General features: G+C 65.0%; 15 protein-coding genes. 6 read left to right on the plus strand and 9 right to left on the minus strand.

Going from position 1 to position 12,550, the window contains the following annotated elements:
* Position 1: 1 nt before the first annotated feature.
* On the minus strand, positions 2-322 hold the full coding sequence (locus Q7V20_RS18660; protein WP_304794753.1) for a metalloregulator ArsR/SmtB family transcription factor: 321 nt from the start codon (positions 320-322) through the stop codon (positions 2-4).
* Positions 323-404: 82 nt separating this feature from the next.
* Here Q7V20_RS18660 and Q7V20_RS18665 point away from each other — a divergent pair, with 82 nt between their 5' ends.
* From Q7V20_RS18665 to purT, 4 genes are all read left to right on the plus strand, one after another.
* Positions 405-1,283, plus strand: a complete 879-nt coding sequence (locus Q7V20_RS18665; protein WP_304794756.1) for an MBL fold metallo-hydrolase — start codon at positions 405-407, stop codon at positions 1,281-1,283.
* A 253-nt stretch (positions 1,284-1,536) separates the two neighbouring features.
* The gene (locus Q7V20_RS18670) at positions 1,537-2,475 is read left to right on the plus strand and encodes a helix-turn-helix domain-containing protein (RefSeq protein WP_304794759.1); all 939 of its coding nucleotides are present in this window, start codon (positions 1,537-1,539) and stop codon (positions 2,473-2,475) included.
* Positions 2,472-3,770 carry a HAMP domain-containing sensor histidine kinase gene (locus Q7V20_RS18675; protein WP_304794762.1) on the plus strand — a complete coding sequence of 433 codons (1,299 nt, stop codon included), beginning with the start codon at positions 2,472-2,474 and terminating at the stop codon, positions 3,768-3,770. The genes Q7V20_RS18670 and Q7V20_RS18675 overlap by 4 nt, the downstream gene beginning before the upstream one ends.
* 29 nt (positions 3,771-3,799) lie before the next feature.
* Complete coding sequence (gene purT, locus Q7V20_RS18680; protein ID WP_304794764.1) at positions 3,800-5,035, plus strand: formate-dependent phosphoribosylglycinamide formyltransferase; 1,236 nt, start codon at positions 3,800-3,802, stop codon at positions 5,033-5,035.
* Here the strand turns inward: purT and Q7V20_RS18685 are convergent.
* Entirely contained in the window at positions 5,016-5,789 is a 774-nt protein-coding gene (locus Q7V20_RS18685; RefSeq protein WP_304794767.1) for a Crp/Fnr family transcriptional regulator, read from the minus strand. The two genes, purT and Q7V20_RS18685, sit on opposite strands and share 20 nt — an antisense overlap.
* A gap of 149 nt (positions 5,790-5,938) precedes the next feature.
* Between Q7V20_RS18685 and Q7V20_RS18690 the strand changes: the two genes are divergently transcribed.
* Entirely contained in the window at positions 5,939-6,262 is a 324-nt protein-coding gene (locus Q7V20_RS18690) for a HigA family addiction module antitoxin (RefSeq protein WP_304794770.1), read from the plus strand.
* 90 nt (positions 6,263-6,352) lie between these two features.
* On the opposite strand, the gene Q7V20_RS18695 is transcribed toward Q7V20_RS18690, so the two are convergent.
* From Q7V20_RS18695 to Q7V20_RS18715, 5 genes are all read right to left on the minus strand, one after another.
* On the minus strand, positions 6,353-7,852 hold the full coding sequence (locus Q7V20_RS18695; RefSeq protein WP_304794774.1) for an AMP nucleosidase: 1,500 nt from the start codon (positions 7,850-7,852) through the stop codon (positions 6,353-6,355).
* 63 nt (positions 7,853-7,915) lie between these two features.
* Positions 7,916-8,356, minus strand: a complete 441-nt coding sequence (locus Q7V20_RS18700) for a biopolymer transporter ExbD (protein WP_304794776.1) — start codon at positions 8,354-8,356, stop codon at positions 7,916-7,918.
* A 22-nt stretch (positions 8,357-8,378) separates the two neighbouring features.
* On the minus strand, positions 8,379-9,050 hold the full coding sequence (locus tag Q7V20_RS18705) for a MotA/TolQ/ExbB proton channel family protein (RefSeq protein WP_304794779.1): 672 nt from the start codon (positions 9,048-9,050) through the stop codon (positions 8,379-8,381).
* A complete protein-coding gene (gene dapB, locus Q7V20_RS18710) occupies positions 9,047-9,868 on the minus strand; it encodes a 4-hydroxy-tetrahydrodipicolinate reductase (RefSeq protein WP_304794781.1) in 822 nt (273 codons plus the stop codon). The genes Q7V20_RS18705 and dapB overlap by 4 nt, the downstream gene beginning before the upstream one ends.
* Positions 9,869-9,883: 15 nt before the next feature.
* Complete coding sequence (locus Q7V20_RS18715) at positions 9,884-10,441, minus strand: outer membrane protein assembly factor BamE (protein WP_304794784.1); 558 nt, start codon at positions 10,439-10,441, stop codon at positions 9,884-9,886.
* Between the two features lie 192 nt (positions 10,442-10,633).
* On the opposite strand from Q7V20_RS18715, the gene fur reads away from it, so the two are divergent.
* On the plus strand, positions 10,634-11,092 hold the full coding sequence (gene fur / locus Q7V20_RS18720; RefSeq protein ID WP_304794787.1) for a ferric iron uptake transcriptional regulator: 459 nt from the start codon (positions 10,634-10,636) through the stop codon (positions 11,090-11,092).
* On the opposite strand, the gene hprK is transcribed toward fur, so the two are convergent.
* Together hprK and Q7V20_RS18730 are read right to left on the minus strand one after the other, a co-directional pair.
* Complete coding sequence (gene hprK / locus Q7V20_RS18725) at positions 11,093-12,067, minus strand: HPr(Ser) kinase/phosphatase (protein WP_304794790.1); 975 nt, start codon at positions 12,065-12,067, stop codon at positions 11,093-11,095. It abuts the gene before it with no gap.
* Between the two features lie 7 nt (positions 12,068-12,074).
* Positions 12,075-12,545: a PTS sugar transporter subunit IIA gene (locus tag Q7V20_RS18730; protein WP_304794792.1), complete on the minus strand. Its 471-nt coding sequence runs from the start codon at positions 12,543-12,545 to the stop codon at positions 12,075-12,077.
* Positions 12,546-12,550: the final 5 nt, after the last annotated feature.

The raw sequence follows: 12,550 nt of genomic DNA on the forward strand, positions 1-12,550 counted from the left end.
TTCACTCCTTCGAGCAGTACAAGCGGTAAAGCACCGCCAGGATTTCAAGCAAATCGGCATCGGCCACGCTGTAGAAAATGTGCTTGCCCTGCCGACGCGTGCTCACCACGCCCTCCGTTCTCAACACCCCCAGTTGTTGTGACAACGTGGGCTGGCGGATGTCCAGGCTCGCTTCCAGCTCGCTGACGCACATCTCGCCCTGAGACAGTTGGCACAGCAATAGCAAGCGCTCTTCATTGGCCAGCACTTTCAAGGCACTGACAGCCCGACCGGCCGCGCCGCGCAGGATGCTTGGATCAATGGTGGCAGTGGGATCGGTCATGGTGCTGTGGTTCAATGGCTTGACAACAATATATATTTAAACATAATGTAAGTCAACATAGTGTTTAAACAGGAGTTGAAGCATGAATGCGCAAGCCACCGTTCAGGCCTTTTTTGACCCCACCACCTGGACCGTGACCTACGTGGTTTGGGACCAGGCCACTCGGCGCGCGGCCGTCATCGATCCGGTGCTGGACTTCGACTTCAAATCAGGCCACACCGCGACCCATTCAGCGGACAAGGTGCTGGCCTATGTGCGCGCCAACGACCTGGACGTGGACTGGATCCTGGAAACACACGCGCATGCCGACCACCTGTCGGGCGCGCGCCATGTGCAAGACCAGGTCGGCGGCCACATCGCCATCGGCGAACACATCCGCGAAGTCCAGGCCACCTTCAAGAAGATCTTCAACCTGGAGCGCAGCTTCCTGCCCGACGGCAGCCAGTTCGACCACCTTTTCAAAGACGGTGAAACCTTCCAGATCGGCAAGCTCACCGCGACCGCGATGCTGGTGCCGGGCCACACCCCGGCCGACATGGCCTACCTGATCGATGACGCGGTGTTCGTGGGCGACACGCTCTTCATGCCCGACGTGGGCAGCGCGCGCGCCGACTTCCCTGGCGGCAATGCCCACAGCCTGTACCGATCAATGCGCCGCCTGCTCGACCTGCCCGAGGCCACCAAGGTGTTCGTTTGCCACGACTACCCGCCGAATGGGCGAGCCCCACGCTGGGAGACCAGCGTGGCCGAACAGCGCGCCCACAACATCCATGTGCATGACGGCATCAGCGAAGACGAATTCGTGGCCATGCGCCAGGCGCGCGACGCCACATTGGAGGTGCCCACGCTGATCCTGCCATCCATCCAGGTCAATGTGCGTGGCGGCCAACTGCCGCCGGTCGATGACAATGGCATTGCCTACCTGCGCATTCCATTGAACGCACTGCCCGTGCACAGGTGACAATCCCCGGGCCATGAAAAAAGGCCACCTTCGAGAAGGTGGCCTTCAAAGCCTGTGGCATCCGGCGGCCATGTTCAAAACAGAACAGTGACCATGCCGACCAACCCCGAGGGGCCGATGGTGTTGTGATGAATTCCCTGAGCGGGTGCCGATTGCGGTCATATTTAAGCGTTTTAACGATTATATCGCCATATCCCAACCAACAAAGTGCAAAAATGATCTCATTGCATCAGAAGTGCGCATAAACCATCCCATGGCCGCCTTGGAACACCATGACACCGCCCCGCCCAGCGAGGAGCCGCGCGACCCATCGTCCGATGTCGCCGCCGAATGCCTGAGCGCGCTCATGGAGCGTCACGGCGTGCCCGCACGGCAGCAAGCGGCCGCCGTGGCGCAAATCACCGCCATCTCCATCAGCCAGGCTCGGCGCAAATTACGGGGCGCGGTGTGGCTGTTTGGCGAGGTGCTGGCCATCACGCAACATTTTGGCGAATCGCTGGACCAGGTTTTCACCCATGAGGTCGCCCGATCAGGATCACCTTCGCCCGCCCTGACCAGTCCCTCGCCCACGGCCACCCAGGCCGCCCAGTTCCTGGTCGACGGCCAGGCCCTGCCCTGCGAAGTGCGCCTGGGCGCTCAAATCACCACCGGAGCCCCACCCGGCGTGGTCCTGGCCGCCGCCCACGACGCCCAAGGTTGGTGGGTGGCCAGCCCGGCCGCACTGCAAGCGCGCGGGCTTCAAGGCCCGCACTACCTGGTGGCCCAGGTCGCCATGACCCAGGACAGCCAGGCCAAGCCCACCCGCATCGCCGTGGTCGACGACGATCTGGCCTCGGCCGAGGCCTTGGGCGACTGGTTCAACGAAACCGGCTACCGGGCCGACTCCTTCACCAGCGCCGCCCAGTTGCTGGGCACCCCACTGGCCGACTACGACGCCTTCGTGGTCGACCTGATCCTGGGCGTGGGGCAGACCTCGCACGCGCTGGTCGAGCAGATCCGCGCGGCCCGCCCGCAAGCCCCCATCGTGCTGCTGACCGGGCAATTGCGCGGTGGCGTCGCCACCGAAGCCGACCTGACCACGCTGTTGCGCACCCAGGGCGTGGCCTTCTTTGAAAAGCCCGTGCGCCCGGCCGTGCTCACGGCCACCATCCAAAGCAAACTGGACCGCCTGGCCAACAGCACACCCGCATGACTTCCCCGCAGTCCCGGCAGCCTGTCGATGCCCGACACGCCCGCTTGATGACCGGTGTGTCCTTGCTGGCCGCCATCGGCACCCTCGTCATCTGGTTCACCGACCGCCAGCAAGGCCTGGCCACCACGTGGGACCAATGGACCATCCCGATGCTGTCGGCCCTGTACTTGAGCATCAGCGTGCTGCACATCGTCAAGCCATGTTGCATGCCTTGGGCCTTGCCCCCCACGCTGATCGCCACCAGCATTTACCTGCTGGTCGCGATTCACCTGGCCACGGGCGGGCAATCACTGGCCCAGCTGTACGCCGCGACCTCGCTGGCGCAATTGATCCCTGTGTTCTACGTCATCGCCTTCGTTTCGTGGCCACGCGGCGGAGCATGGATCAGCGGCCTCACCTACGCTGGCCTGCTGGCCCAGTACCTGTTCAGCCTGCAATTGCCCACGCCCACCGGCGGCTGGAGCGACGTTCACCTGCTCACCCAGAAAACACTGCTGGCATCGGTGCTCATTCACCCCGTCTGCATCCTCGCGCTCAGCTTCATCGTTCACTTGCGCGGCCAGCTCAGCACCTCGCAGCAAGAAGCCTTCAAGGGCAAAGAGCGTTTCCTGGCCATGCTCTCGCACGAGATCCGCACCCCGCTGCAGGCCATGCTGGGCAGCATTGACCTGCTGGCCCTCAAGCTGCACGGCAACGCCGAAACCCGAGCGCTCGACCGCCTCCGCAACAGCGCCACCCAGCTGGACACCCACCTGCGCGACGTCACCGAGTTCACCCGCCTGGAAGACCCCGCCTTGCGCATCCAGGCCGACACCTTTGACTTGACCCGCTTGCTCAACGACCTGCGTGACGACTGGATCGAGCGGGCCCAGGCCAAAGGACTGACCTTGACCATCGACATCGCCCCCGGCGATCAAGCCGCCCTGCAAGCCGTCAGGGCCGACGCCACGCGCGTGCGACAGATCGTGTGCAACCTGATCAGCAATGCCTTGAAGTACACGCTGGTGGGCGGCGTGACCGTCCATGCCAGCCTGTCACGCCAGCACCGCGGGCGCGGCATGACGATCGTGGTGGAAGACTCCGGCATCGGCATCGCCGCGCAGCACCTGGAAACCATCTTCCAGCCCTATGTCCGGCTGGAAGACGCACGCGCCCTGCGGGCCGACGGCACCGGTCTGGGCCTGGCCGTGGTCCAGCGCCTGGTGGACCGCCTGGGCGGGCGCCTGCACGTGGAGAGCCACCCCGATCGCGGCAGCCGCTTCACCGTGGAGCTGCCCATGGCGGACAATGGCTGATCACCACGCATCACCATTGGTCCCAGCCCATGAGCACCACACCCCACGCCAGCCCCGCCCACACCCTGCCCCTGGGCACCCCTTTGTCACCAGCGGCCACCCGCGTCATGCTGCTGGGCTCGGGCGAGCTGGGCAAAGAGGTGCTGATCGCCCTGCAGCGTCTGGGCGTTGAAACCATCGCGGTCGATCGCTACGAGCACGCCCCCGGCCAGCAAGTGGCCCACCACAGCCGCACGATCACCATGAGCGACGCTGACCAGTTGCGCACCCTGATCCTGGCCGAGCGCCCGCACCTGGTCGTGCCCGAGATCGAAGCCATCGCCACCTCGGTGCTGGAAGAGCTGGAAGCGCAAGGCTTGGTCCGCGTCATCCCCACGGCCCGCGCCGCGCGCCTGACCATGGACCGCGAAGGCATCCGCCGACTGGCCGCCGAAAACCTGTCGCTGCCCACCAGCCCCTACGTTTTCGCCGACTCATTGCAAGAGCTGCAGGCCGCCATCGACGGCCAGATCGGCTACCCCTGCATCGTCAAACCCGTGATGAGCTCGTCTGGCAAAGGCCAGAGCAAGATCGACGGCCCGGCCGATGTTGAGAAAGCGTGGGACTACGCCATGGCGGGCGGGCGCGTCAGCCATGGCCGAGTCATCGTCGAAGGCTTCATCGATTTCGACTACGAGATCACGCTGCTGACCGTGCGCGCCGTGGACGAGCAAGGCCAGATCAGCACCCATTTCTGCGAGCCCATCGGCCACCTGCAGGTCAGCGGCGACTACGTGGAAAGCTGGCAGCCCCACCCCATGCACCCTGAGGCGCTGGCCCAAGCCCAAGCCATTGCCAAAGCCGTCACCGACGACCTGGGCGGCCAGGGCTTGTTTGGCGTGGAGCTGTTCGTCAAGGGCGCGCAGGTGTGGTTCAGCGAGGTCAGCCCCCGCCCGCACGACACTGGTCTGGTCACCCTGACCACGCAAGTGCAAAGCGAGTTCGAACTGCACGCCCGCGCCATCCTCGGCCTGCCGGTGAACACCGTCTTGCGCACGCCCGGCGCTTCCGCCGTCATCTATGGCGGTGTCGATGCCCAGGCCATGGTGTTCGACGGCGTGGCCGACGCCCTGCGCGTGCCCAACACCGACCTGCGCCTCTTCGGCAAACCCGAGAGCTTTGTCAAACGCCGCATGGGTGTGGCGCTGGCGTTTGATGCTGATGTGGACGTGGCCCGCGCCCGCGCCAAGGAAGCGGCTGGCAAGGTCAAACCCCGGGCGATTTGAGGCCGCCTTCTTCCAGCCCACTCCACAAGGCCGCGTCGAACTGCCCGGCCTGCGTGGCCAGCGCCTTGGCATCCAGGATCTCGATCTCGGCGTAATGGACCGCGATGATGCGGTCGGCGGCCAGCGATTTCAGCGCCTTGTTGATCGTCTGCCGCGACACGCCCAGCATGCGCGCCAGGTATTCCTGCGGCAGACGCAAACGCTTGCGCAAGGTCGGCTGCACGGCATGCCCATAGCTGGTGGCCGCGAACACCAGGCGACGCGCCAATTGTTGCTCGATGGACATGGACGCGGTGTCCTCCGCTGCCATCAGCATCAGCCTCAGTTTGCCGCAGGCCAGCCGGGCGATGTCGCGCCAATATTGGGGATGGGCATCCAGCCAGGGCTCCAGCAGCGACTGGGGGATCACCAGCACGGTGGCATCGGTGTCCGCGACGGCATCCTGGCTGCGCGGTTTGCGGTCGATCAGCGCGATTTCTCCCACCCACTGGTAAGGCTCCAGGTAAAGGGACAGCCGATGGGTGCCATCGCGCGGGTTGATGGACCCCACCTTGAGCGCCCCTGCCACCACACAGCACAAGCCCGATTGATCGTCCCCACCACGGGCAAACAGGGTTTCGCCCGCCCGCAGGGACCACAGGCGGCCCAGCTCCAGCAAGCCCTCTTGCAGGGCCTCGGGGCAACTGGCAAACCACAGGTGCGAACGTAAAGCAGGCATCAAGGTGGGGGGAACAGGATCGGTGCGGCGGTTCATGAATGTCAGGCGTGTCAATTCTGTGGCAGACTCAGGCATACCCCCCGAATGGGTTAGATGGAATGCGTGCAAACTGTACCGATATTGACAGTCGCCGCGCCCGCCAGCCCCTAGGATGCACCTCAGTATCTTTCAAAAAGCCGACCATCATGAGCAACTCTGAAGCCGTCCACCCTGGCGCCATCCTGCGCAGTCAATTCATGGCCCGCCACGGTTTGTCCGCCAGCGGACTGGCCATTCGGCTGCACGTGCCGGCCCCCCGCGTGAACGACATCGTGCGTGAACGTCGCGGCATCAGCCCAGATTCGGCGCTGCGTCTGGCTCGATTCTTCGGCACGCCCGCCCAGTACTGGATGGACCTGCAAACCGCCTACGACCTGAAAGTGGCCGCGCAACTGGCTGGCGAACAGATCCGCCGCGAAGTGCTTCCGGTGGCCGATTCGGTCCACTCGCTGGACACCGTCGCCGCCTGAAAAAGGCCGCTGCAAGGGTGGCCTCATGGGGCCACCCGGCGGTAACCCGGCCCGGTTAAGCGCTCGCCTAACCCGGGCCTGCCGATTCGGTCACTGAAACGCGACCTCGGCAAAGCTGCGCAGCTTGCGGCTGTGCAATTGCCCTGCGCGGTTGCCCCGCAGGCGCTCAATGGCCCGCAGGCCAATGCGCAAGTGCTGATCCACCCGCTCACGGTAGAACTGATTGGCCATGCCTGGCAGCTTCAATTCACCGTGCAAGGGCTTGTCGCTCACGCACAGCAAGGTGCCGTAGGGCACGCGGAATCTGAACCCGTTGGCGGCGATCGTGGCGCTTTCCATGTCCAGGGCCACCGCGCGGCTCTGGCTGAAGCGCCGTTCTGGCCCCCGGTGGGGCAGCAACTCCCAATTGCGGTTGTCGGTGGACGCCACCGTGCCCGTGCGCATGATGCGCTTGAGCTCGTAGCCATTGAGCTGTGTCACATCGGCCACCGCGCCTTCCAGCGCCAGCTGGATTTCGGCCAGCGGCGGGATCGGCACCCACAGGGGCAGGTCTTCGTCCAGCACATGGTCTTCACGCACATAGCCGTGGGCCAGCACGTAGTCGCCCAGTTGCTGTGAGTTGCGCAGCCCGGCGCAGTGGCCCAGCATGATCCAGGCGTGTGGGCGCAGCACCGCGATGTGGTCGGTGATGGTCTTGGCGTTGGCCGGGCCCACGCCGATGTTGACCATGGTGATGCCACTGCGGTCGGCCCGCATCAGGTGGTAGGCCGGCATCTGCGGCAGGCGCGGCGGCACGGCCCCCTTCAGATCGCCGGCCTCGGCCGGGACGCCCACGCGGCGCGTCACCACATTGCCCGGCTCGACAAAGGCAACGCAATCGTCGTCGTCACGGGGGTTGGCCGGATCAGGCGCAGTGCGCATCAGCTCTTGGCCCATGCGCACGAACTCGTCGATGTAGAACTGGTAGTTGGTGAACAACACGAAGTTCTGGAAGTGCTCGGGCGAGGTGCCGGTGTAGTGGCGCAGCCGGTGCAGCGAGTAGTCCACGCGCGGCGCTGTGAACAGGGCCAGGGCGCGGGGGCCGCCATGGCTCGTCTCGTAAGTGCCGTTGGCAATGCCATCGTCCATCGAGGCCAGGTCTGGCAAGTCGAACTGATCGCGCAGCAAGAGGCGGCGGTCAGCGGGCAGGGTCCCTTCGAGATGGTGGTTCTCGGCCAGCGAGAAGTGCACCGGGATGGGCTCGTTGCTCAGGCCCACCTCCAGTGACACGCCGTGGTTCGTGAGCAGCAGTTCCAGTTGCTCGCGGTAGTAATCGGCGTACAGGTCCGGGCGGGTCAGCGTGGTCTCGTAAATGCCGGGGCCGGCCACGAAGCCGTAAGACAGGCGGGAGTCGGCGCGCGCCACGGTGTCGGTTTGAATGCGCACGAAAGGGTACTTGGCGCGCACATGCTCTTTGAAGGTCTCGCCGCCCACAAAGCGGTGCAAGGCATCGCGCAGGTAATTGATCTGCGAATCGTAGAGCTCGTTGATTCGGGCCAAGGCGGCCGGGGCATTGTCATAACTCTGAGTCTGGAACTTCGGGGCGTCCATACCACTCCTGGGCAGCAGTCAATACAAGCCCATTGTGCGCCAGCGGGGGCGCCGCCATTGTCGTCAGGGCCCGACACCTTCAGGGGCGCCCACCTTGGCTTCGGTGACAAACGCAATGCGGCTCAAGCCCGCTTGTTGCAGCAGGCCAATCAACTCCGCCACCCGGCCGTAGGACACGGCTTCGTCGGCGCGCAACTGCACCTCGGTGTCGGCGTTCTGCCGGGCGGCCTCTTTGGCCTGAGCGACCAGGCCCGGCGAGGTCACGGCACTGTCGTTCAGATAAGTCTTGCCATCGGCCGACAGCGAGATCATCAGGCTGTGCGGCGTGGCATCCGACGGTTTGGCATCCGCCTTGGGCAGGTTCAGCTTCAGGCTGGACGTCATCAAGGGCGCGGTCAGCATGAAGATCACCAGCAGCACCAGCATGACGTCGATCAGCGGCGTCATGTTGATCTCGCTCATGGGCTGGGCGCCCTGGCGTCGTTCAAGTCGGCCGAATGCCATGGCGTGCTTGCTCCCTGCGTGCTCAGGCGCCGGGGCCTGCGCCGCGGGCAGGATGGCCCAGCACGGCTTCGCGCAGATCGTGGGCAAAACCTTCCAGGTCGGCTTCGCAGGCCGACACGATCTTGCCGAAGATGTTGTAGGCCAGGACGGCCGGGATGGCCACGGCCAGGCCTGCCGCCGTCATGATCAAAGCCTCGCCCACGGGGCCGGCGACCTTGTCCAGACTGACCGAGCCGTCGTTGCTGATGCCCATCATGGCGTGGTAGATGCCCCAGACGGTGCCCAGCAGGCCCACGAAGGGCGACACCGCCCCCACCGAGGCCAGCAGCACCTGCCCGGCTTGCAGGCGGGCGAGCACCTCGTGCAGGCTGTCGCGCAGGCGACGGGTCAACTGCGCCTCGGGCTGCACCTGGGCTTCCAGGCTGCCCGGCTGCGAAACCACCTGGGCCGCATCGACCAGGGGCAGCAGCACGGCTTCGCGGTCCAGCGCTTGGAGGGTTTGGCGGGCCGAGGCGAGATCAGCCGCGCGCCAGAAAGCGGGCACGCCACGCGCCAGGTCGTGGCGGGCGCGGGCCAGCATCCAGCCCTTCCAGAAAATGACCACCCAGGCGCCAATCGACATCAGCAACAGCAAGACGGCCACCGCCTTGGAGATGGCATCCCCCTGCGACCACAGGTGCGACAGACCGGTCATGGGGTGAGTTCCAGCACGTCGTCCATGCCGAACAGGCCGTGGGGCTGGTTGGCCAGGAAGCGCACCGCGCGCAAGCTGCCTTGCGCGTAGGTGGAGCGGCTGGACGATTTGTGCGTGATCTCGATGCGCTCGCCGATGCCAGCGAACAGCACGGTGTGGTCGCCCACGATGTCGCCGCCGCGCACGGTGGCAAAGCCGATGGTGCTGGGGTCGCGCTCGCCGGTCACGCCTTCGCGGCCATAGACGGCACAGGATTTCAGGTCGCGACCGATGGCCTCGGCCACCACTTCACCCATCTTCAAGGCGGTGCCGCTGGGGGCATCGACCTTGTGGCGGTGGTGGGCCTCGATGATCTCGATGTCGTAGCCCTCTTTGAGGGCCTTGGCGGCCTGGGCCAGCAGCTTGAGCACCACGTTGACGCCCACGCTCATGTTGGGTGCCATGACGATGGCGATGTCGCGCGCCACGTCGCGGATTTCATCGAGCTGGGCGGGTGTGAAACCGGTGGTGCCGATGACGGCCTTGACGCCCAGTTCGCGGCAGACCTTGAGGTGCGCCAGCGTGCCTTCAGGGCGGGTGAAGTCAATCAGGAAGCGCGCGTCTTTCAGGCCGGCGTGCAAATCGGCGGTGATGTCGATGCCGCTGCGCTGGCCGGAAAACGCCAGCGCGTCGATGCCGATGGCGGGGCTGCTGGCGATGTCCAGGGCGCCGCCCAGGGCGCAGTCATCGGCGGCTTGCACCGCCTCGATCAACATGCGGCCCATGCGGCCGGAGGCGCCTGCGATGGCGATCTTGTGGGTGCTTGCTTGAGTGCTCATGTTTTCAACGGTCTTTCAACGGCCTGATTCCAACGGTGGGTACTCGCGCACCGCGCCTTGCGGGGCCTTGCGGACCTCGTCGGTCTTGGCCGGCACCGGCAAGGCAGCCAGTTGGGCCTCCGTCAGGTTGGCCGGTGGTTTCTTGATGTCGGCGGGCTTGTCGATCGAGGCCACGAACTCGTGCTCGCTGGGCAGCTTGTCGGCGTCAAAGCGCTCGACCACATCGCCCTTGAAGAACACGGTGACGCTGCGCTGCTGCTTGGGCACACCCTGGCGGTGGATCGTGAAGACGTAGTCCCAGCGATCGGCGTGGAAGGGGTCGGCCAGCAAGGGCGAGCCCAGGATCTCGCGCACCTGGTTGCGGCCCAGTCCGGGCTGGATCTGAGCCATCACCTCTTGCGTGACCACATTGCCCTGCACCACGTCGATCTGGTAGGGCTGGATGATGCCGAACAAGGTCTCGGGCGAGCTCAGGCGCGTGCTGCAGGCCGACAGGGCCAGCAGGGACAGGGCGGCCACGGGGGCCAACACGGATCGGTTCAGAAATGGGTTCAAAAGGGATCGGCAAGTCATGGAAATCAACATGGCATCAACGCCCTTGGAAAGGAGCCAGACAGTGTGCATCACAAACGCTCGACCCGCCCGGTCGGCACGCCTGGGCACGACCACATTGGCCCCACATTGGCTTGGTCCGGATTGAATCGATATCATTGGCGATTCTAGCGGGGGACAAAAGCGCCTTCGCTGACTGCCGGAGCCCGCCCCATGACCACCCACGCCGAAGAACTCAAAAGCAGCGGACTCAAAGCCACGTTGCCCCGCATCAAGATCCTGGAAGTGTTCCAGCAATCGCCCCAGCGCCACCTGGCCGCTGAAGACGTGTTCAAGGTGCTGCTGAACGAGGGTTCTGACATCGGCCTGGCCACGGTGTACCGCGTGCTCATGCAGTTCGAGCAGGCCGGCATCCTGTCGCGCAACCATTTTGAAACTGGCAAGGCGGTGTTCGAGCTGAATGAAGGCAAGCACCACGACCACCTGGTGTGCGTGGTCTGCGGCCGGGTCGAGGAGTTTTTTGACGCCGAGATCGAACAGCGTCAGCAGGAAATCGCCAAGGAACGCGGCTACGTGCTGCAGGACCACGCCTTGTCACTGTACGTGGTGTGCAACCGCGATGGCTGCTCGGGCAGCAAGGTCAACCTGCCGCGCGGTGGCCACCACGCGTGATCAGCCCTGGCCGCTGCTGCTGCTGCGGTCCAGCGCGCGCTGGTGGCGCTCGATGAATTCCTTGTAGGTGTCAATACCGCGCAGTTGCAGCACGGTGTTGCGCACGGCGGCCTCGACCAGCACGGCCAGATTTCGCCCGGCATCCACCGCGATGACCGCCTTGCGGATCGGCACGGCCATGATCTCTTCGAACAGAGGCTCGTAGGGCAGGCGTTCGAATTCGCGCTCCATGGTCTCTTTGCGGACCAGGTGGACGATGAGCTTGAGTCGCATCTTGCGGCGCACCGCGGTCTCGCCAAAAATGGACTTGATGTCCAGCAGGCCGATGCCGCGCACTTCCAGCAGGTTTTGCAGCAACTCGGGGCAACGCCCTTCGATGGCGGTGCGCGAGACGCGGTACAGGTCAACCGCATCATCGGCCACCAGGCCATGGCCGCGCGAGATCAATTCCAGGCCCAGCTCGCTCTTGCCCAGGCCGGATTCGCCGGTGAGCAGCACGCCCAGCCCCAGGATGTCCATGAACACGCCGTGGCGCGTCAGGCGCTCGGCGAAGTGCTGCGTGAGGTAGGAGCGCAGCACGTCGATCACGTGGCCCGCGGGTTCGGAGGTCACGAACAGGGGGATGCCGGCGCGGCCGCACATGGCCACCAGGCGGTCGGTCGGTGCTTGCGCATCGGCCACCACCACCACGGGTGGCTCCAGGGTCACGATGCGCTGGATGCGGCGCTCCTGGTCTTCCGGCGTGGAACTGTTGAAGTAGGCCGCCTCGCGCCTGCCCACGATCTGCACCCGGTAGGGGTGGATGTAGTTCAGGTAGCCCACCAGATCAGCGGCGGACTGCGCAGCCTTGACGGCTTCTTCGTCAAAACGGCGTTCGGGGTGGGCGTGGCCCGCGATCCACTCCCAGTGCAGGGCGGTGCGGTTGGCTTCAAACAGCGCTTCGGCGCTGATCACGGCAAGGTCTTTGGCACTCATCCGGGGCTCAGGCCACCGATTTAAGAGGTTGCCAACGCTCGATCAACTCGTGCACCTTGGCCGCGTCGCCTTCGGTCTTGAGCCGCTCGCGCAACTCCCGGTCGGACAGCAACTCGGCAATTTCGGACAGGATCTCGAGGTGGCGCTGCGTGGCCGCCTCGGGCACCAGCAGGAAGATCAGCAAGTTGACGGATTCGTCATCAGGGGCATCGAAAGGGATGGACTGATGAAGCCGGATGACGGCCGCCAGCGGGTTTTTCAGGCCCTTGATGCGCCCGTGGGGGATGGCCACGCCGTGCCCCAAACCGGTGGAGCCCAGGCGCTCACGCGCAAACAGGTTGTCCGTCACGGTGGCACGCGCAATGGCGTGATGATTCTCGAACAACAGGCCCGCGTGCTCGAACACACGCTTCTTGCTGCTGGCGTCCAGATCCACGACCACTTGGCTGGCAGGAAGGATGGCGGAAAGTCGATTCATCTTGA

This window comes from Aquabacterium sp. (genome assembly GCF_030652515.1).
Taxonomy (GTDB): domain Bacteria; phylum Pseudomonadota; class Gammaproteobacteria; order Burkholderiales; family Burkholderiaceae_C; genus Aquabacterium.